Annotated in this window: 15 protein-coding genes; 3 read left to right on the forward strand and 12 right to left on the reverse strand. The window is 68.5% G+C overall.

Going from position 1 to position 19,347, the window contains the following annotated elements:
- Nucleotides 1-8 precede the first annotated feature (8 nt).
- The 3 genes from LPA41_RS12505 to LPA41_RS12515 form a co-directional block, all read right to left on the reverse strand.
- A complete protein-coding gene (locus tag LPA41_RS12505; protein ID WP_229070293.1) occupies nt 9-3,023 on the reverse strand; it encodes a WD40 repeat domain-containing protein in 3,015 nt (1,004 codons plus the stop codon).
- Nucleotides 3,020-5,074 (reverse strand): caspase family protein, encoded by a 2,055-nt coding sequence (locus LPA41_RS12510; RefSeq protein ID WP_229070294.1) that lies wholly within the window; start codon nt 5,072-5,074, stop codon nt 3,020-3,022. Before LPA41_RS12510 ends, LPA41_RS12505 begins: the two co-directional genes overlap by 4 nt.
- Nucleotides 5,075-5,152: 78 nt before the next feature.
- A complete protein-coding gene (locus tag LPA41_RS12515) occupies nt 5,153-5,596 on the reverse strand; it encodes a hypothetical protein (RefSeq protein WP_229070295.1) in 444 nt (147 codons plus the stop codon).
- 123 nt (nt 5,597-5,719) lie between these two features.
- Here LPA41_RS12515 and LPA41_RS12520 point away from each other — a divergent pair, with 123 nt between their 5' ends.
- Nucleotides 5,720-6,643, forward strand: coding sequence for an HAD family phosphatase (locus LPA41_RS12520; protein WP_229070296.1), 924 nt, complete (start codon nt 5,720-5,722; stop codon nt 6,641-6,643).
- A 139-nt stretch (nt 6,644-6,782) separates the two neighbouring features.
- Here the strand turns inward: LPA41_RS12520 and LPA41_RS12525 are convergent, their stop codons facing one another.
- The gene (locus LPA41_RS12525) at nt 6,783-6,920 is read right to left on the reverse strand and encodes a hypothetical protein (RefSeq protein WP_229070297.1); all 138 of its coding nucleotides are present in this window, start codon (nt 6,918-6,920) and stop codon (nt 6,783-6,785) included.
- A 23-nt stretch (nt 6,921-6,943) separates the two neighbouring features.
- Here LPA41_RS12525 and LPA41_RS12530 point away from each other — a divergent pair, with 23 nt between their 5' ends.
- Nucleotides 6,944-7,228 carry a hypothetical protein gene (locus LPA41_RS12530; RefSeq protein WP_229070298.1) on the forward strand — a complete coding sequence of 95 codons (285 nt, stop codon included), beginning with the start codon at nt 6,944-6,946 and terminating at the stop codon, nt 7,226-7,228.
- A gap of 57 nt (nt 7,229-7,285) precedes the next feature.
- On the opposite strand, the gene LPA41_RS12535 is transcribed toward LPA41_RS12530, so the two are convergent.
- The 8 genes from LPA41_RS12535 to LPA41_RS12570 all read right to left on the reverse strand — a co-directional run bounded on the left by LPA41_RS12535 (nt 7,286) and on the right by LPA41_RS12570 (nt 17,473).
- On the reverse strand, nt 7,286-7,606 hold the full coding sequence (locus LPA41_RS12535) for a MerR family transcriptional regulator (protein ID WP_229070299.1): 321 nt from the start codon (nt 7,604-7,606) through the stop codon (nt 7,286-7,288).
- 655 nt (nt 7,607-8,261) lie between these two features.
- Entirely contained in the window at nt 8,262-8,618 is a 357-nt protein-coding gene (locus LPA41_RS12540; protein WP_229070300.1) for a hypothetical protein, read from the reverse strand.
- Between the two features lie 181 nt (nt 8,619-8,799).
- On the reverse strand, nt 8,800-9,795 hold the full coding sequence (locus tag LPA41_RS12545; RefSeq protein WP_308036549.1) for a substrate-binding domain-containing protein: 996 nt from the start codon (nt 9,793-9,795) through the stop codon (nt 8,800-8,802).
- A gap of 150 nt (nt 9,796-9,945) precedes the next feature.
- Entirely contained in the window at nt 9,946-12,051 is a 2,106-nt protein-coding gene (locus tag LPA41_RS12550; RefSeq protein ID WP_229070302.1) for a beta-galactosidase, read from the reverse strand.
- Nucleotides 12,052-12,068: 17 nt separating this feature from the next.
- Entirely contained in the window at nt 12,069-13,010 is a 942-nt protein-coding gene (locus tag LPA41_RS12555; protein WP_229070303.1) for a carbohydrate ABC transporter permease, read from the reverse strand.
- A complete protein-coding gene (locus LPA41_RS12560; RefSeq protein ID WP_229070304.1) occupies nt 13,007-13,939 on the reverse strand; it encodes a carbohydrate ABC transporter permease in 933 nt (310 codons plus the stop codon). Before LPA41_RS12560 ends, LPA41_RS12555 begins: the two co-directional genes overlap by 4 nt.
- An 80-nt stretch (nt 13,940-14,019) precedes the next feature.
- Nucleotides 14,020-15,393 (reverse strand): extracellular solute-binding protein, encoded by a 1,374-nt coding sequence (locus LPA41_RS12565; protein ID WP_229070305.1) that lies wholly within the window; start codon nt 15,391-15,393, stop codon nt 14,020-14,022.
- Nucleotides 15,394-15,445: 52 nt separating this feature from the next.
- Nucleotides 15,446-17,473: a beta-galactosidase gene (locus LPA41_RS12570; protein WP_229070306.1), complete on the reverse strand. Its 2,028-nt coding sequence runs from the start codon at nt 17,471-17,473 to the stop codon at nt 15,446-15,448.
- A 314-nt stretch (nt 17,474-17,787) separates the two neighbouring features.
- On the opposite strand from LPA41_RS12570, the gene LPA41_RS12575 reads away from it, so the two are divergent.
- On the forward strand, nt 17,788-19,311 hold the full coding sequence (locus LPA41_RS12575; RefSeq protein ID WP_229070307.1) for an RICIN domain-containing protein: 1,524 nt from the start codon (nt 17,788-17,790) through the stop codon (nt 19,309-19,311).
- Nucleotides 19,312-19,347: the final 36 nt, after the last annotated feature.

Below are 19,347 nucleotides of genomic sequence, written 5' to 3' on the forward strand. Positions count from 1 at the left end.
CGGGGTACCTAGCGAATGTTGTTGATGACCGACATCGCGGTCTGGTGGCGAATCGTCTGGAGCTGCGACAGCAGCTCCGCCATCTCGGCCTTCTCCTGGATCCGTTTCTGGAGGAGGTACCGCGCCCGATCCTTCGCATCCATCAGTTGGATCATCGCGCGCTCATCGTCGGTGAGCGTTCCACCGATCACCTCGCCCGGCATGTTCGACGGATCCTCGAAGTTCGGGTCGAACCTCCCGCTGTAGACGTATCCACCGATGTTCGTGTTCAGTGTCTGAAGTCCGTCCATCTCTTCGTCGGCCGCGGCGGTGGCGCTCATCCCCAGCCGGGTCGCGGCCAGCGGCAGCTCCAGTCCGATGAACGTCGTTGCCGCCACCAGGTCCCGCTGCGGCGACGGCAGCTGCCGCAGAACCTCCCGGGCCGTGATCGCGGGTAGCGGGAGCTTCCGGTTCCACCACACGTCAAGGCACGCGTCGAACGCTTCCGGCACGCCCGCACCGGCAGCCTGCGCGAACCACGCTGTCGCCTGGTCCGGCCGACCGGCCGCCGCGTGCAGGTCGCCGATCGCTCTCTGGTGCTCGGGGTCGGTGATGTCCAGCCGCGCGATCGTGCCGTCCAGCACCTGCCGGGCCGCCTCGTCCCGGTCATGATCGCGCAGATGGTCGGCCAGTTTGACCGCGAACGCCGTGATCTCCGAGGCTGCCGTGGCCTGGTCGAGCCGGGTGCGCAGGTAATCGATCTCCAGGTGGTAGGCGGGGGGCGGGGCCGGCACAGCCCGGTCGGCGCAGCGGCTCAGGTCGAAGACCGCGACCTCCCAGCCGTACCCGACAGCCACCCGGCCCTCGCCGGCCGCCTCGAGCGTCCGCACGGCCTCCGGCATATGATGCGCGGCGAGCAGCACGCCGGTCGCCGGGTTCCACACTCGCAGCACGGCGTCGGCCCCGCCGCTGACCAGGAGCGGAATCGACCCGGCCGAGCACCGCGCCAGCGCCAGCACCGGCTGATCGTGAGCGGTCAGGGTGTGCACCAGCTCGCCGTCGGCCGCGTCCCAGATCCGGATCCGGGTGTCGTCGCCGGCTGCGGCGACCAGCAACTGTTCGTCGACGCCGATGAGCCGGACCGCGTTCATCGGATCCGTGCCGTCGCCCAGGGCCGGGCCGCGCTGCGCCGCGTCCCACAGGCTCCAGAGCCGGACCGTGCCGTCGTCGGCACCGCTTGCCGCGAACGGCTGGTGGTCCACGCGTGCCAGGTCCACCGCGTTTATCGCGTCGGTGTGGCCGTCAAGTTCGGCGACCACGGCGCCCGACTCGATCCGCCAGACCCGCAGAACGCCGTCGTCACCACCGGCCGCGACGAGTTCGCCGTCGTCGGCCAGCGCGTTCACCGGACCGGGTTCCGCCTCCCAGAGGGCGTCGGCGCCGGTCGACAGCCGGAGAAGACCGGTGTCCGTGGCGACCGCGGTCCACGGTGCGGGCCGGAGCCCGGCCCGCACCGCGAACACGGCGTCCGGGCCGGATTCGACGAGCCCCGACGCACCCGTCTCCGCGTCCCAGACCAGCACGTTGCCGTCGTCGGCGCCGCTGACCACGGTGCCGTCGGCGACTGCTACCGCGTTGACGTCGGCCAGGTGCACGCTCTGCCGCTCACCGCCGGGTTGGGTGCCGACCGCGGCGGACACGTCCCACACCCGGATCGTGGCATCGCCTCCCGCCGTCACCAGGAGTGGGCGCTCGACCGAGCCCGCGACGGCTATCGCGCTCACCGGCCCGGTGTGTCCCCGCAGCAGGACCGGTTCCGGCGCCGGACCCGCACCCGGCCGGAACTCCGGCTCGATCAACGGCCACAACCGCACACCACCGTCATGTGCGGTGGAAGCGATCAGCCGCCGCCCGTCGACAGTGGTCACCGCGACGGCGCCGGCCGAGGTCGCCGCGAGCCCGAAGGTGCCGCGCCGCGCAGCCCAGCCGCCGATCTCCACCGTGCCACCGAGAATGATGATGTCGTCAGTGGCAGCCAGCGCCTGGATCCACCGATCGTCGTCGTGCTCCAACTCCCCCCAGGGCCGGCCGTCCCCCACCGACCAGACGCCGACCCGGCCGTCCCGGCCGGCACTGACCACCGCCCCCCGCCCCTCGAACACCGTGCTGAGCAGCGCCTGCACCGATTTCGTGTGCCATGCGACGGTCCATAACAGTTCGCCGTCGAGGAGGTTCCAGGCACGGATCACGTGGTCCTCGCCGGCGGCCACCGCCACGTCGCCGGTGAGCGCGACGGCGTTCAGTGCCCGGTCCGAGCCGGTCAGCACGGCCACCGGCTGCCCGGCCGCCACGTCCCAGATCCGCAGGGTGCCGTCGTCCCCCGCGGTGGCGACCACGGCGCGGCCGCGCAGGGTGCCGGCCGCCGCCGCCCGGACGACGTCGGTGTGCCCGGTCAACGGCAGCCCGAACTGCTCCCCTGTCGCCAGGTCGAAGCAGCGCACCGCACGGTCGGCGCCGGCCGCGACGATCAGCGGGCGGTCCTCGGCGCCGGCGACCGCGAGCGCATAGATCCAGCCGTCCAGCTGCACGGTGGTCAGCAGCGCCGGGTCGGCCTGTGCGGCACTGGACCACACCGGCTGCAGGGGCGACATGGCGATCCGTTGCGGGTTGGCCAGCCGGGTGGCGACGTCGGTCAGCCCGTACCGCAAGGAATCAAGACCCAGCAGCTGACGCCGCGCCATCGGATCCGCGACGCGGTGGAACCGCGCCGAAGCGCGGTAGATGGCGGCAAGCCGCCGGGCCTCCGGGGAACCGGCGTCGCCGAGAGCCGGAATCAGCGTCGCCGGGTCCGCGTGCACCAGGAACTCCGGATCCAGCAGCAACTCGTCGATCCGGCCGGCGTCCCGGGCATGCTCGATCGCGCGGCGCAGCAGGTACGGCTCGGCGGCGTCCCACCGGCGTCCGGCACCCGGCGCCGGGGTGATCGAGTCGAGCAGGCCGGACAACACCTCGCCGGCGAACCAGACATCGTCGGGCGCACTCATCGCGTCCTCCCCGCCGGATCGTACGGATGGCTGCGCAAGTGATCGACGAGAGCCTGGTGGAAGAGCCGGTAGTGGGTGATGCCGTCGGAACCGGGCGTGGACCGCAGGTAGAACCGAACCTTGTCCAGCACGTTCTCGACGCGCCAGTCCTCCAGTTCCATCGGCTCCTCCCGGTCGCGCCATTGGCGGAAGCGCGGGGCGATCGCGCCGACGAGCCGGGGCGGCAAACCGGGTTCGCGGGCATGGGCGAGCGCGGCCAGGACCGGGCGCAGCCACGAGTCGGTACGGCGCTGGGCAAGGTCCAGTTCGAGCACCTCGCTCAGGTCCCGTGGCACCTGGGCGAGCACGTCGGCGGGGTTCGGATGAGCGCGCAGGTGACCGGCGAACAACGAGGCGACCAGGAACGGCCCGACACCGGCGGGTGCGCCGTCCCCGGCCCCGACGATGGACCCGGCCATCGTCCGGATCCGGTCCGGCCCGCAACCGGGCAGGTCACCGATGCGCAGCCGGAGGTAGTGGGTCACGTCCTCGGTGACCTGCGTGATCGGCTCGGCATCCAGGTCGCACAGGCCGCCCTGCTCCGCGGCGGCGTCCAGCAGGGTGGCGAACTCGGCCCACGGGCGGGTGCCGACCAGGATCCGGCACCGTGGCCGGCCGCCGGCGCCGGTGAGCCGGGCCAACTGGACCAGCAACAGGTCCACCAGGTCCGCCGGCTTCAGCGCCTCGTCGAGCGCGTCCAGCACGACGACCGGGGCTGGGCCGGCGGGTCGGGCCCCCGGCGCGCCGAGCGCGGCGATCAGATCTGCCGCGTTCCCCGGCCGGCCGGGCAGGTTCAGCTGCGCGGAGATCGCGGCGACGACTTCGCTGAGGGTACGCCCACGGGCGTGCACGGCCGCGACCATGCTGCGCTCGGCGGGCAGGTGCCGGCCGGTCGTCCCGGTGTACTCGGGACGGATCTCCGCGAGGTCCGGATGCAGGGCGCAGACAAGCACCCCGAGCAGCGCGGACTTGCCCGCACCGGGTCGCCCGGTGACCACCCGCAGGATCCCGCCGTCGTCGCCGTCGAGCCAGGCCGTGTGCTCGGCCAGCACCCGCGCCCGGCCGGTGAAGTACGACTGCCGGCCCGGCTCCGCGACCAGGTCGCGACCGGTGGCGCGGCCCACGTAGTGGATCGGGTCGAACGCCGGATGCCGCTGGTCGACGTCGTCCAGGAACGCCAGCAGCGGCCCGCCCGCCAGCCGGTAGCGGGTGGCCGCGCCCGGCTCGTACCGGGGATTGGGCAGCAGTGGCAGCACGACGTCCTGGCTCCCGGCCGGGATCGGGGTGGTCAGCAGCGCCTGCGGGAAGCCACCCTGATCCGCGCAGAGCCGGTTCAGTTCCCGGCGCACCTCCCTGCTGAGCACGTGCACCGGCAGGTACTCCACCGCCGGGTCCACCGCGATCCGCCTGTCGTGCAGCCGGCGCATCACCATCGCGACGGCGACGCTGAGACGCCCTTGGAAGGCCTTCTCGCCGGGGGCACAGGCGCCGATCACCCAGACCCGCTGCTCACCCGGTACGCCGGCGGTGCCCCATTCCAGCAACTGGCCCTGCACCGCGGTCCCGGCGTCGCAGACGTCCAGCACGATCAGGGCCTTCGGGCCGTCGGGATCGTTCTGGATGGCCCGCACCAGCGCGTCGACGTCGAGGGCGCCACCGGGCCGGGCACCCTGACTGTCCGCGGCGGCGACGTAGAGCCCGCCCGCCTCCGCACCACGGAAGCCGTGGCTGAGCAGGTGGATCAGCACGGCGGCCGGCACCGGTTCCGCCTCGGGACGCAGGTAGGTCAGCGATTCTGCGGTGTCCCGCAACTCCCGGAAGAGCGGGTCGACCAGGACGGCGACGTCGTCGTGCCGATAACCCACGTCGATCAAGGTGTCGGCCACCTCACGGACCCGAGGTGCCGCGTACTCCAGCGGATGCCACCCGCCCGGGCCCTCACCGCCCGGATCGGGCCCGGCCGAGAACGTGCCGACACCGACCAGCAGAGCTCTGCGCGCCGGTGACGTCATCAGACCATTCTGGACCCGGCCCCGGACGCACCGCCATCACGCCGTGCGCGGATTCCTCCTCGCCGCAGAAGCAACGGATCACTGATAGCGGACCTCCTTGCCGTGCATGGACAGCGCGTAGATCACCAGGACGTCGAGGGCGATCACGATGGTCGCCCAGATGGGGTACGCGGGCAGGAACAACAGGTTCGCCAGCGCGCTCAGCACCGCCACGATGATGCCGACCACCCGGGCCCACGTCTGCCCGAGCAGGACGCCGATGCCGGTGAGCACGGCGACCGTGCCGAGCAGCATGTGCGTCCAACCCCAGGCGGTGTAGTCCCAGGTCAGCACGAGCCCGGAGCTGGTGGCCACGTAGTAGTCGTCGCGGAACACCGCGACGATCCCCTCGATGACCTGGAAGCCACCCATCATCATCAGCATCACCCCGGCGAAGACCACCATCCCGACCCAGCCGGTGGCCCGGGGCGTCGCTCCCGCGGTGCTGTACGTCCCCGTGTCCTGCTGCCGTGTCTCAGCCATGTCGTTGCCTCCAAGAAGAGCCCGAGGTTCATCAATCGAGGGCATACTCCCCGCAAATCCGGCACGGCCGCTTCACCCGCCACGGATGAGCCGCCGCCGCGCCGGTTCGGTCACCGTGGCGGGATGACGACTACGCGGGAGACGGCGCTGACGAGTTGGCGGGACGGCAACGCGAAACGAGCGGTGCTGGACTTCGTCCGGCGTGTCGCGGCGGAGGTTGCGGTCGAGGAACGGGTGGCCGTCTTCGACAACGACGGGACGCTGTGGTGCGAGAAGCCGATGCCGATCCAGCTCGACTTCATCCTGCGCCGGCTCGCCGCGATGGCCGAGGCCGATCCGCAGCTGCGGGAACGCCAGCCGTGGCGGGCGGCCCACGAGAAGGACTACGCCTGGCTTTCCGCAGTCCTCGACGAGCACTACGCCGGCGACGACCGCAACGTGCGGGTGCTGGCCGCCGGCATCCTCGCCGCCTACGACGGGATCACCGTGGAGGACTTCGAGGCGCAGGCCGACCGGTTCCTGCGTCAGGTCGAGCACCCGACGCTGGGCCGCCCGTACCTGCGCTGCACGTATGCCCCCATGATCGATCTGCTCGAACTGCTCACCACCCACGGCTTCACCAACTACATCGCCTCCGGCGGCGGCCGCGACTTCATGCGACCGATCAGCAACGAGGTGTACGGCATCCCCCGCGCCCGGGTGATCGGCAGCGCGGCAGCTCTGGAATACCGTGGCGACGGCCGGGGCGGCACCATCGTGCACCGGGCCGAACTCGACTACCTCGACGACGGACCGCAGAAGCCGATCCGGATCTGGAACCGGACCGGGCGCCGGCCGCTGCTCGCCGCCGGCAACTCCAACGGCGACATCGACATGCTCAACTTCACCCAGCACGCCGGCAAACCGTACCTGCGCCTGCTGGTCAAGCACGACGACGCCATGCGCGAGTTCGACTACGTCGCCGGCTCCGAGCAGGCGCTGAAGGAGGCCGAAAGCCAGAACTGGACGGTCGTCAGCATCCGCAACGACTGGCTGACCGTCTTCTGACCGAAAACCGTCGGCCCGTCGAGATGTTGATCTGCCAGCGCTACGAAATCGCTGTGATCATGGGGTCAAAACCGCAATTTCGTAGCGCTAGCAGATCAACAACGCCGCGCAGACGCAACGCAGCCGGCCTGGCGCAGGCCTACTGGTCGATCGAGGCCATGTTCGCGTCGTCGTGGCGTGCCCCGGCCGCCGGGCGCGGCGGGTCGAGGCGTGCGCGTTGCGCCGGGGTGGCCCCGATCTCGGCGCCGATGGCGGCGAACCTCGTCGACGATGGCAAGATTGCGCCGGAAGTTCTCGCCGGTGAACCACAGGGTGGTCGTACGCTACGCCGAGCCGAGTATCGCCGACTACGCCGAACGCACCAAGCACACCGTGGACGCGTGGAACGGCATGAACGGCCTGCAGGGCGGCGACCCGGCCAAGCTCGCCGCCGCGCTGGTGCAGCTCACCGGCACCGAGGAGCCGCCGGTGCGGTGGGTGGCGGGCGCCGACGCCGTCGAAGCCTTGGAGCAGAAGGCGAGGACGCTGCTCGAGCAGGCCGGCGCCCACCGGGAACTGTCGTCGTCCCTCGCCCACGACGCCTGAGTCATCAGAAAAGCAACGGTCCCTCTCGTGTACGAGAAGGACCGTGGGGCGATGACGTCAGGCAGCGTTCGTGTGTCGTTGACGCTGGTAGCTCTGATGGTGCTGGAGAGCGTCCTCGAGCTGGTCTTCGAGGATGATGATCCGGCAGGCTGCTTCCAGGGCGGTGCCACGGTCGACCATCTCCCGAGCGCGCACCGCCAGACGCAACTGGTGGCGGGAGTAACGACGATGCCCGCCGGCGGACCGGAACGGCGTGATCAGTTTCGCCTCGTCGAGTCGGCGCAGGAAGTCCGGCGAGGCGCCGGTGATCTCCGCGGCACGACCCATCGTGTAGGCGGGGAAATGCTCGTCATCGAGCACGTCATCCGGTTGGGCCATACAGGTACCTCCATGACGAGGGCCCCGGCGCCGAAGCGCCGGGGCCCAGGGTTTTGGGTTTACCACCATTTACCGACAGGTTCGTCGGCTTGCCGTGTCCACACCGGCCGCGGACGTCAGCGGCTTGCGGTGCGAGGATCGCATAAGCGTGACCGGAGACCACCTCACGTTCGATGGAGACTGCGGTGTCCACCCCAGAACCGGAACTGCGTCCTGACGGCGGGCGATCCAACGGTGCTGAACCCTCCCTTTCCTCTGCTTCCCTTACCTGAACTGCTGTCGTTCCGTCTGCCGGTGTCGGAGCCCCACGCGAACTTCATGGCCCCGCGCACGTGCGGCAGATGTCTCTCGCACCAGGCAGAGCCCCGAAACCGCATCGACCCCACCTGCATGTGCCCTGACCTGGAATTACGTCAAGGTCTTGTCCTGCAACCGCATGTGTCTTGCTGGCGTGCGGTCATGCACACCTTCGCGGTGCCGAGCGAGCCACGAACGATCCGGGCCCTGCTTTTGATGCTCGGCCTGCTACGTCTGCGTCTTCAACGATCTTTGCTGTCAACGACAGAAACATTAACCGGGTACGCCGAGAAAGTCTAGTCCCTTCGACGCAGATTTTTTGGACCCGTGCGTACCAGGTCTGATCGGCGGACTGGGCTCAGAGTGAGCTCATACGCCGCTGGTCGGATGCGGCAACCTCTTCGGCGCTGCTGACGGCCCAGCGCTCGGTGCGGCTGTCGTAGAGAATGATGCTGCCGTCATGCAGAACGATCCGGTCGCGGAAGCTGTCCGGGTCCGCGGCGGTGGTCGCCTCCTGATCGAACTCCGCGAGCGCGGGAATGACGTCAGCCAGCAGGATCGCCATCGTCATGGACGGTTCGTCGAAGGCGCGGTTGAGTTTTTCGGCGACCTCGTGCGCGGTGGCGGTCATCATCAGTCCTTCGTCGGTGCGCTGGTAGGTGCGATTGCGGTGCCGGTAGCGACCGGTCCGGTGCCCACGATGGGCGCCGCTCATGCACACTTGTCCCTCGTTCGAGCCACCATCGGGTGGTTGTCACCCCCGAACAGCGGTACGTCAGTGGTGCACTCGGAACTGTCGGCTGTTCCCGGATCTCGCGTAACCGCGCGATCCGCCTGATCGACGCACGGTGAGGTGACAGGAAGGGTTGCACGCCTGGTAGGCGCCGCCCCCGGAGTCACGACGGCCGGGAAAGGGCTCTCGGCGGCGCGGTGGATTCGCGGACCACGATCTCGATCGGCGGGTCGACCGCCGGGGGAAGATCGACGCCAGGCTTTTCGATGGCGAGCATGAGAAGTTGCAGTCCTTCTCGTGCCGCGGCGTCGAACGGCTGACGGACGGTGGTCAACGGAGGGCTCACGTAGGCGGCGACCGGCATGTCGTCGAACCCGACGACGCTGATGTCGTCCGGCACGCGCAAACCCGCTTCGGTCAGCGCGCGGATGAATCCGATGGCCATCTCGTCGCCCGCGACGAAGACGGCGGTCACCCCCTCGATGCGGGCGATCTGCCGGCCGGCGGCATAGCCGGACGCGGCCGACCAGTCCCCCTCGATTACGGGTGGTGCGAGTCTGCTGTGCGCGTTCAGAGCCGCACGCCACCCATCGAGACGATCCCGGGCCGCATACCACCGTTGCGGGCCGGCGACGTGATGGACGGTGGCATGCCCGAGGTCGAGAAGGTGTTCGGTGGCGGCATAGGCCAGCTGCCTGGAGCCGACGCCGGCGGTGAGCGTCCGGGTGGCCGGGAAGGCCGGCGGGGCGCCGAGGAAGAGAACAGGGACGTCGACGCGGACGCGTGCCTGCCCCTCGTCGACGGGCTCGGAGATCACGATCCCGTCCACCCCTTGGTCGAGCAGCGAATGGACCGCGCCGGCGATGCCGGCGGGATCGCCTTCCACCGTGCTGACGATTCGTAAGGTGTACCCGGCATCTCTGACGGCTCGCTCAATGCCGACGAGCAGCGATGCCGGGCCGTACCCCGCGGTGCCTATGGTGACGACGCCGATGGTCCGGCTGCGACCGGATGCGAGGGCCCGGGCCGCGTTGTTGAGCCGGTAGCCGAGTTTTCCGGCGGCGTCGAGCACGCGACGACGCACTTCTTCGGACACGTACTGCTCGTCGTTGAACACTCGGGAGACGGTCTTCTGCGAGACGCCGGCCAGGCGGGCCACATCCGCACCACGGGGAGCAGCGGAATTGCCGGCGTGTCTTTCCAAAGAACTCAAGGATTTCTCCGGTGTTCGGAATTGCGGGTGTAGACGAGTCCGCCGCGATGTTATGTTTGCGCAGTCAGAGATGCCCGTCAAGGTGCCGTGACTCACTCAGCGCTCAATGGTGTCACCAAGGTTCTCGACCAGAACCCGGGTGTCCCAGGCGCCCAGTTCGATGTTCTGACCGGCGGGCAACGGCTTGCCGGTGAGCACGTCACGCGAGTCGACCGGCACGGTGACGGTTACTGCGTCCCACGACCAGTTGTGCACGAACCGCAGGCGGCTGCCGTCGGCTGCGGCGGCTCCGGTGCAGGTCACCGACGTCGGTAGGTCACGCCAGGCGGACCGGCTGGCGGTTCCCGCCCAGCGCATCAGAGCCTCGGCCAGATCCAGGTTCGGGACCGTGCCGACGTAAGTGATCCGGCCTCGGCCGGCGGCGCGGGTGGTCATCGCAGGCCAGCGACCGAAGTGCGGGTGCCTGTAGTGGGCGAGGACGGTGGCTCCGTCGGCGATGAGGCCGTCCACCCAGCGGGTGGCCACGGCCCCGCCCGGAATCGGCAGGGTCGCGGGCTCGGCGGCGTCCACGGCAATGGGCGCGTGGATGGTGCTGAACTCGTCGTACCGGACACCGGCGCGTTCGGCCAGGCGCGCCGGCATGCGGTCGGTGCGGGCGCGAGCCTCCTGGTCGGCGTAGCCGGTACGCGGCCCGACGATCAGGTGACCGCCGGCCGCGGCGTAGTCGTGCAGCCAATCAAGGGTGTCGTCGTCAGTGAGGTAGAGGCCGGCGGCGATCAGCACCGGGAACTGGCGGACGGCGTCGTCGACAGCGGGGAGCCGGGTGGCGTGGAGGATGCGGACCTGGAGCCCGGCATCGAACGCACCGCGGTAGAACGGCTCGATCAGCCCCTGGTAGGCGCGTTCGTCGGGAGTGCCGTCGGGATGGGACAGGGCCGGGTACTTCTGCATGATCCATCGGGTCGGCATGTCGAAGAGCAGGGCGACGTCGGCGTCCGGGGTGAGATCGGCGACCAGGTCACCGGCCTGCTTGAACTCGTCGCCCAGACGGGCCAGTTCGGTGTACGTGCGGCCCGGTTCGCCGCTGTGCGGCAGGATGCCGCCCCAGTACGTCTCGGTGCCGAAGTGCAAGGTGTGCCAGTGCCAATAGCCGATCATGCGCGCGCCCCGGGCCACCAGTGCCCACGCGGCCTGACGCCACTGGCCGTCGTAAGCGGGGCGGCTGTCCCAGGAGAACCCGATGTGCGACGCGTTGGTCTCGGTGATCAGGAACGGGGCCTGCTTGGCGGAGTACATCCGGTCGGCGCTCAAGTACAGCGCCCAGGTGCCGTCGGTTGTCCACGTCTGGGTGGGTGTACGCCGGTCGGGCAGGGCGAGGCCGTCCTGCATGACGTAGTAGGCGTTGGCGGCGGTGATGTCGAGGGAGTCGCCCAGTGCGGCGTCGTCGAAAGCCGGCCGGTCGTAGGCGATGCACGTGGTGACGAACTGGCCGGTGCCGGCGTATTCGCGGACGATGCCGGCCTGCCAGGCGATGAACTCCGCTGTCTGCCGGGCCTGGAACCTGCGCCACGCCAGTTCGTACTGGGGTTGGGCGTTGCCGTCGGGCCGCCACAGATCCGCCCATGTCGACAGCCGGTGTGACCAGTAGACCAGGCCCCACTGCTCGTTGAGGTTGTCGACGGTGCCGTACTCATGGCGCAGATGATCGACGAATCGCTGGAAGATGCCGTGGTTGTGCAACAGTTCCAGACCGGGTTCGTTGTCGACCTGGAAGCCGATGACCGCCGGGTGGCGGGCGTAGCGGCCGACGACCTGGCGGATGATGCGTTCCGCATGGAACCGGAACGCCGGATGGGTGAAGTCGACTTCCTGCCTCGCGCCCCAGCCGATCGGCCTGCCGGTGCTGCGTTCGCCGGCGATCTCCGGGTACAGGCGGGCCAGCCACGGCGGGACCGCGTAGGTCGGGGTGCCGAGGATGACCCCGATGCCACGCCGGTGGGCGCCGTCGAGGACCGGTTGCAACCAGTCGAGGTCGAACCGGCCGTCCTCGGGTTCCCAGGTCGACCACACCGACTCACCGACGCGGATGACCGTGAAGCCGGCGTCGGCCATCAGGTCCAGGTCGGTGTCCAGGCGATCGGTGGGCTGGTACTCGAAGTAGTAGGCCGTCCCGAGGAGGACATGGTTCGGTAGCTGGGGCATGCGTCGTGACTCCGCTCTCATTCCTTGACCGCACCGGCGGACAGACCGGACTGCCAGTACCGCTGCAGCATGAGGAAGGCGGCGATCAGCGGGAGGACCGACAACAGCGATCCGGTGACCACCAGGGCCAGCAGGTCGGCGTTCGAGCCGTTGCCGCCGACCGCCTGCGCCGACCAGGAGCTGAGCCCTACGGTGATCGGGTAGTAGCTCGGATCGTTCAGCATGATCAGTGGAAGGAAGTAGTTGTTCCAGGTCGCCACGAGAGTGAACAGCAGCACTGTCACAAAACCCGGAGCAAGACTGCGGAGAACCACGCGGAAGAAGATCGCCAGTTCTCCGGCGCCGTCGATGCGCGCGGCCTCCAGCACGCTGTCGGAGACGGCGTCACGGGCGTAGACCCACATCAGGAACAGCCCGAACGGGCTCACCAGCGACGGCAGGATGATCGCCCACGGCGTGTTCACCAAACCGGCCTGGCTGAACAACAGGTAGGTGGGGATCGCCAGCGCCGTGGTGGGAACCATGATGGTGCCCAGCACCAGACCCAGCAGTGGGCCTCTCCCCCGGAACGTGTAGCGCGCGAACCCGTATCCGGCGAAGGTGGCCAAAGCCGAGGCCCCGACAGCACTTACTGCCGCGTACACCAGAGTGTTGGCCATCCACCGGGTGTACTCGCCCCCGTTGTGGGTGAAGGTCTGTCCGATATTGGTGAACAACGAGAAGTCGTTGCCGAACCACAACCCGAAGGTGGAGAACAGATCGCCGGTGTTCTTGGTGGCGGCGATCGTCAGCCAGAACAGCGGAAACAGGAAGTACACCAGCAGCGCACACATGGCCAGGGTCAGCAGGTTGCTCTTCGTCGGCCGGCGCGGCCGGCGACGAACCGGCTGGTGTGCGGAGGCGGTGCTGTGCGAGACGGTCCGCCCGGATGCGGCTGGACCACGGCTGATAGTGGTCATCGACGGCTACCCCGGCTCGTGAGAAACAGCATGACGTAGGAGACGACCAGGATGACGAAACCGAGCAGGAACGAGACCGCGGCCGCGTAGTTCACCTGCTGGGATGTGAAGGCGAGGCTGTAGGCGTACACGTTGGGGGTGTACGAGGAATTGACGACGGTCGGCGCCAGTCGTTGCACCAGGTTGGGTTCGGCGAACAGCTGGAAGCTGCCGATGACGGAGAAGATGAGGCAGAGCAGCAGCGCCGGCCGCAGGGCGGGAAGTTTCAGATGCCAGGCGATCCGCCAGGCGCCGGCGCCGTCGACGGCGGCAGCCTCATAGCGCTCGGCGGGCACCGACCGGAGAGCGGCGTACAGAATGATCATGTTGTAGCCGGCGAACTCCCAGGTGACGATGTTTCCCAGCGACGCCAGCATCCAGGTGTCTCCGAGCAGATTCGGTGCGGTGAACCCGAGCCGATCACCGAGCTGGGCGAGTGGCCCGAAGTCGGGTCCGTACAGGTAGCCCCACATCAGCGCGGCGACGACACTCGGTACCGCGTACGGGACGAACAGGCCCAGCCGGAACACCCTGCTCGCCCGCAGCAGTCCGCTGTCGATGGCGAGGGCCGCGACGAGTGCGATCAGCATCATGACCGGGACCTGGATGAGGAAGAACAAGCCGACCCGCAGGACACCGTGCAGCAGTAGGGAGTCCTGCAGGGCACGGGTGTAGTTGTCCAGGCCGACGAAGACCGTTCCGCCGACCAGTTGGTCCTTGAACAGGCTCAGGTAGGCGGCATAGGCAAGCGGCAACAGGAACAGCAGTACGAAGCAGACGAGGAACGGGGCGACGAAGAGGTAGGCGTGGTGGCCGGTGGTCGTGGACCGCCCGGCTCGGCGTGGCGACGCCGGGGCAGCGGCCCGCGCGGTCGCGGTACTCGTGGTCATGAACATGCTCGCTTTCACGGCCGGACGATGGACTCGTCAGGGACGGGCCTGCCGCGATCGGCACGGCAGGCCCGTCCGGCTCAACCGGCGTTGACGGTGAAACCTTGATCCTTTGCGTACGCCGTGAGCCGCTCCTGCCACTGGTCGGTGGCCGCGGCGGTGTCCGCCTTGTCCGCCAGGGCCTTGCCGGTGGTCTCGGTCCAGTCCTTGACCGCCTGGTCCAGGAACGGCGGCCACTGCCAGCCGACGTCGACGGTGCCGCTGATGCCGGCGAAGACCTCGTTGACCTGCTGGCCGCCGAAGAAGGCCGACTTCTGGCCGGTGAACGACGGGTCCGTCAGCAGCGCCTTGGTCGCCGGGAAGAAGTTCTGAACGGTGTTGAACATCTTGGTGGTCTCGGGGTCGGTGTTCAGGAACTCGGCGAACTTGGCCGCCGCGATCGGGTTCTGAGTACCGGCCATGACGGCGGTCGTGGACCCACCCCAGTTGCCGGCCACCGGCTTGGTGGCATCCCATTGCGGCAGTGGTGCCGCACGCCACTTGCCCGCCGTCGGCTTCGCGCTGCCGCTGAGGAAGGACGGGCCCCAGGCAGCGGTCAGCCAGGTGGCGTACTTGCCGCTGTTGAAGCCCTGGTACCAGGTGTCGGTGAAGTCGGGATCCGTTGAGACGAGATCTTCCTTTGCCAATCCGGCCCAGTAGTCGGCGACCTTCTTGGAAGCCGCGTCGTTGACCGCCAGCCCGAGCGTGCTGCCGGTGACGGTGTACGCCTTCGAGCCGGCCTGCCACATCAGGCCGTGCCAGCCGGCCGCCTCATTGGCCGCCATGTTGGTGAGGTAGACGTCGGGGTCTGCGGCTCGCAGCTTGCGAGCCGCAGCCGTGAACTCGTCCCAGGTCGCCGGCACTTCGATGCCGTACTTCTCGAACAGGTCCGCCCGGTACAGCATCCCCATCGGACCGGTGTCCTGTGGGTAGGCCAGGATCTCCCCGTCCGGCCCGGTGACCTGCCCCCACGTCCAGTCGACGAACTTCGCCTGGTTGGCGGCAGCGCCGTAAGGACGCAGGTCCACGAGACTCTTCGTGATCGAGAATGTGGGGATGTACTGGTATTCGATCTGGGCGAGGTCGGGTGCACCGGTGCCGGCTTTCAGAGCCGTCCGCAGCTTGGTGTAGGCGTCCAAGCCCTGGCCCGCGTTGACGACGTCGACCTTGATGGCCGGGTACTTCTTCTCGAAGACCGCGACTTCTTGCTCGATGTTCGGCGCCCATGTCCAGAACGTCACGGTGGTGGGGGTCGTCATGGCCTTGTCGATGTCGGCCTGGCTGACGGCCTTCACCGGGCCGGACCCGGGTTCGGAGGAGCCCGAGCAGCCGGTGAGGCCGGCGGCCGCGACGGTGGCGGCCGCCATCGCGGTCAGCAGGCGACGACGACTCAGGTGGGCAGGAAAAATCGGCACAGGAAATCAGTCCTTCGGAGGGTGATGATGGATCGGTCGGATCAGCCGGGCATCAGCGTGGTTCGCGGACCACCGCGGCACCGCCGGGAGGGACGACCACGAAACCTTCGATCGGCTTGCCGGTCAGCAGTTCGACGCCGTTCGCGGCGACCTCGCCACCCCCGCCGGCGTGGTCGATGAGGAACAGGTAATCCGCGTCAGCACCGCGTCGCCGGACCATCTCGATCCCGGCTGCGGCGGGCTGTTCCGGGTGGACACCTGCTTCCCGGCAGATGCGGTCGAGAAGATGACGCAGAGCCGCCGGCTCCGGGCGGGTCGCCAGGTACCACGCCGCCCCCTCGCCATGGCCGCGACGAGTGACGGCGGGGACACCGGCCAGGTCTCCGTCGGCGAAGGTGACGACGGCCTCGGCCTGGATCAACCGCACCCGCTCGGACCACAGCGACGCCGTAGCGCCCTGCGGCACGTCACCGGCGAGGGCGACAGTCCGGCCGGGAAGCAACGGGAACAACTCGTCGGTGCGGACACCGAGCACCTCACGGAACGCACCGGGATAGCCGCCGAGACGGACGTGGCAGTTCTCATCGACGGCGCCGCTGTGGAAGCCGACGGCCAGGGTGCCACCGCCTTCGGCGTACGTGGTGAGGTTTGCCGCCGCCGTGTCGTCGACCAGGTAGAGGCTCGGAACCAGGACGAGTCGGTAGTCGTTGAGGTCGTCGTCCGCACGGATGAAGTCGACGGCGATGCCGGCGCGCCAGAGCGGGGCGTACCAGTCGCGCACGAGGTCCTGGTATCGCAACTTCCCACTCGGCTGAGAGGGCAGCTCGAGGGCCCAGCGGGCGTCCCAGTCCCAGACGACGGCCACCCGGGCGGCACCGGTGCTGCCGCGTATCTCGGCCAGTGCCCTCAGGTCTGTGCCCAGGCGGACCACGTCGTGCCAGATCTGGCTGTCGGTGCCGGCATGCGGCAGCATCGCCGAGTGCCACTGCTCGGCACCGATACCGGCCGCCCGCCATTGAAAGAAGGCGATGCCGTCGGCGCCGTGCGCGACGTGCGCCAGTGCGTTGCGGTACATCTCTCCCGGCCGTTTGGCCCGGTTGACGTGCTGCCAGTTGACGGCGCCGGTTGAGTGTTCCATCAACAACCAGGGACGGCCGCCGCCCAGCGAGCGCACCAGGTCCCCGGACAGTGCGATGTCGACCTCGGCTTCGGGGTCGTCGGCCAGGACGTAGTGGTCGTTGGAGACGATGTCCACGTGCGGAGCCCACCGCCAGTAGTCCAGGGCGTCGATCGTTCGCATGACCATGAAGTTCGTCGTAGCCGGGATGTCCGGGGCGACGCGGCGCAGCACCTCGCGTTCGGCGGTGTAGAGCGAGAGCAGTTCGTCGGAGCAGAACCGTTTCCAGTCGAGCCGGTGCATCGGGTTGGGATCGGCGCCGGTTGCGCGCGGCGGGAGGATCTCGTCCCAGGAGTAGTACCGCTGACTCCAGACGCTGGTGCCCCAGGCCTCGTTGAAGCGATCCAGGTCATTGTCGTAACGCACGCGTAGCCAGGTACGGAAGGCGGCAGCACTGGTGTCGCAGTAACAGGCGGCGTTGTGACAACCGTATTCGTTGTGCACGTGCCACATGACCAGAGCGGGGTGCGTGGCGTACCGGTCGGCCACTGTTTCGACGATGCGCAGTGCGGCCTGTCGGTAGGCGGGACTGCTGGGACAGAACGTCTGCCGGCTGCCGAAGGACAGCGTTCGGCCGTCGCGGTCGACGGGGAGCGCATCGGGGTAGGCACGGAAGAACCATGCGGGCGGCGCCGCCGTGGGTGTGGCGAGATTCGCGGCGATGCCATTGCCGTGGAGCATGTCGAGGATCCGGTCCATCCGGGAGAAGTCGTAGCGACCTTCCGCCGGCTCGAGCAGTGCCCATGAGAAGACGCCGACACTGAGCATGTTGACTCCGGCCACCCGCATCAGGCGCATGTCCTCCGCCCAGACGCCTTCCGGCCATTGCTCAGGGTTGTAGTCGGCGCCGTAGACGATGCCGGGCACCCGCAGCGCGACATCGGCGGGCATGCGAGAAGTCATGGTTGTCCCTCTTCGTGAACGAAAGCCGGGCCTGGCCGACGACCATGCCGCCGGCGCCTGACTGCGCAGTCATGTTTGCGCAGTCATATGACTTCGTCAAGAGGCAGTAAGGCATCCGCAACGCCCTCGACGACTGGACCGTCTCCGCGCTCACAGGCTCGGCGGCGCGCGCCTCGATGTTTCTTAATGATTTCTGACTCTTGACGAACATAACTTCGCCGGATCACTATGACTGCGCAGTCAGACCGGTCGATCGGACGTACCGAAGTGTCGGAATCCCCTCAGTACCTCAGCGAACGAGGAGAAAAGCCACGATGACGAAGTTGAACAGACGCACCTCCTGGGTGCTGGCCGCAGCCCTGGCGATGGTCGGCGCGACTCTCCCCGCCCCCGCCGCTGCGTACGGCCCGTCGACGATGGTCACGCCTTCGGGCTACTGCAGCCGTCCGTACTGCATCACCTACGTCAAGTCGGCTCAGCTGCCGAGCGGCACAATCGTTGCCAGCTACGAGGACAACAATCAGCCGCTGGACAACAACATGCGGTTCCCGATCTGGACCAGCACCAACAACGGCGCGTCATGGTCAAGGACGTCGTCGGTGCCGGACACGTCCCCGCGCCGCTGGGGAAACTGGGGTAATCCGTTCCTGTACGTCCTGCCGCAGCAGATCGGTGACATGCCGGCCGGGACTCTGTTGATGGCCGGCCTCAACTCGCCACCCGACCGTTCCCAGATCGCCATTCAGCTCTTCCGCAGCAACGACGAAGGCGCCACCTGGAGCTGGGTCAGCGAGATCACCCTCGGTGGCGGCCAGTGGGGAAGCGCCAACCCGACCCCGGTGTGGGAGCCGTACCTGCTCGTCGCCAACAACAAACTGATCGTCTACTACTCCGACGAGCGCGACAAATCCCGCCACGACCAGAAACTTGTCCACCAGACGTCAACGAACGGCGTCAACTGGGGCCCGGTCGTTGAGGACGTCGCGCTCGCGGACCGCAACCTGCGCCCCGGCATGCCGGTGGTCACGAGGATGGCGAACGGTCAATACATCATGGTGTACGAGATGGTCGGGCAGGCCGGCACTCCGAACAACTTCAAGGTCTCGTCCGACCCCGAGTCCTGGAATCCCGCCGACCCCGGCACCACGATCGATCACGGCGGCAGCCCCTACATCACCACGATGCCGAACGGGCGGCTCGCCTACAACTCCGGTGATTCGACGGACATCCGGATCAACACCGGCAACGGCGCCGGGCCGTGGACACCGGTGAAGACGCTGGTGCCGTGGGGATACAGCCGGCAACTGCAGTACGTGCGGGGCACCGGACGAATGCTTATCCTGGCCGCGGACGGTTTCTGGACCAACCGGCCCAACCCCGTGCACTACGGCGACGTCGACCTCGGCCATTCCGCCGGCGCCTACTACAAGCTCGTCAACAGGCACAGCGGCAAAGTCCTCGACGTCAGTCAGGCAAACCTGCGGGACGGGGGCGACGTCGTGCAGTGGGCCGACAACGGCGGGGCGAACCAGCACTGGCACGTGACCGACATCGGCGGTGGATACCGCACCTTCTTCAACCGCAACAGCGGCCGAGCTCTGGGGGTGCTGGAAGGCAGTACCGCCGACGGCGCAACCGCGGTGCAGTGGGTGGAGAACAACAACCCCGACCAGCAGTGGCAGCTTGCCCAGGTGGGGGCCTATTACAAGATCGTGAACCGGCGCAGCGGGAAGGTACTGGGCGTTCTCGGCGGAACCACGGCCGACGGTGGACAAGCCGTCCAGTGGGCCGACACCGGAGCACTCGACCAGCAATGGCAACTGGTGCGGGTGCCGTAGACAGCACCGCATACAGCCGTGGCGGCCGGCGGTGGA

Source organism: Actinoplanes sp. DH11 (assembly GCF_020873875.1).
Lineage (GTDB): Bacteria > Actinomycetota > Actinomycetes > Mycobacteriales > Micromonosporaceae > Actinoplanes.

What these genes read in the sequence shown, in the direction of transcription:
- LPA41_RS12505 (WP_229070293.1), bottom strand. Translation starts at nt 3,023, where the DNA reads ATGAGTGCGCCCGACGATGTCTGGTTCGCCGGCGAGGTGTTGTCCGGC.
- LPA41_RS12510 (WP_229070294.1), bottom strand. Translation starts at nt 5,074, where the DNA reads ATGACGTCACCGGCGCGCAGAGCTCTGCTGGTCGGTGTCGGCACGTTC.
- LPA41_RS12515 (WP_229070295.1), bottom strand. Translation starts at nt 5,596, where the DNA reads ATGGCTGAGACACGGCAGCAGGACACGGGGACGTACAGCACCGCGGGA.
- LPA41_RS12520 (WP_229070296.1), top strand. Translation starts at nt 5,720, where the DNA reads ATGACGACTACGCGGGAGACGGCGCTGACGAGTTGGCGGGACGGCAAC.
- LPA41_RS12535 (WP_229070299.1), bottom strand. Translation starts at nt 7,606, where the DNA reads ATGGCCCAACCGGATGACGTGCTCGATGACGAGCATTTCCCCGCCTAC.
- LPA41_RS12540 (WP_229070300.1), bottom strand. Translation starts at nt 8,618, where the DNA reads ATGAGCGGCGCCCATCGTGGGCACCGGACCGGTCGCTACCGGCACCGC.
- LPA41_RS12550 (WP_229070302.1), bottom strand. Translation starts at nt 12,051, where the DNA reads ATGCCCCAGCTACCGAACCATGTCCTCCTCGGGACGGCCTACTACTTC.
- LPA41_RS12555 (WP_229070303.1), bottom strand. Translation starts at nt 13,010, where the DNA reads ATGACCACTATCAGCCGTGGTCCAGCCGCATCCGGGCGGACCGTCTCG.
- LPA41_RS12560 (WP_229070304.1), bottom strand. Translation starts at nt 13,939, where the DNA reads ATGACCACGAGTACCGCGACCGCGCGGGCCGCTGCCCCGGCGTCGCCA.
- LPA41_RS12570 (WP_229070306.1), bottom strand. Translation starts at nt 17,473, where the DNA reads ATGACTTCTCGCATGCCCGCCGATGTCGCGCTGCGGGTGCCCGGCATC.
- LPA41_RS12575 (WP_229070307.1), top strand. Translation starts at nt 17,788, where the DNA reads ATGACGAAGTTGAACAGACGCACCTCCTGGGTGCTGGCCGCAGCCCTG.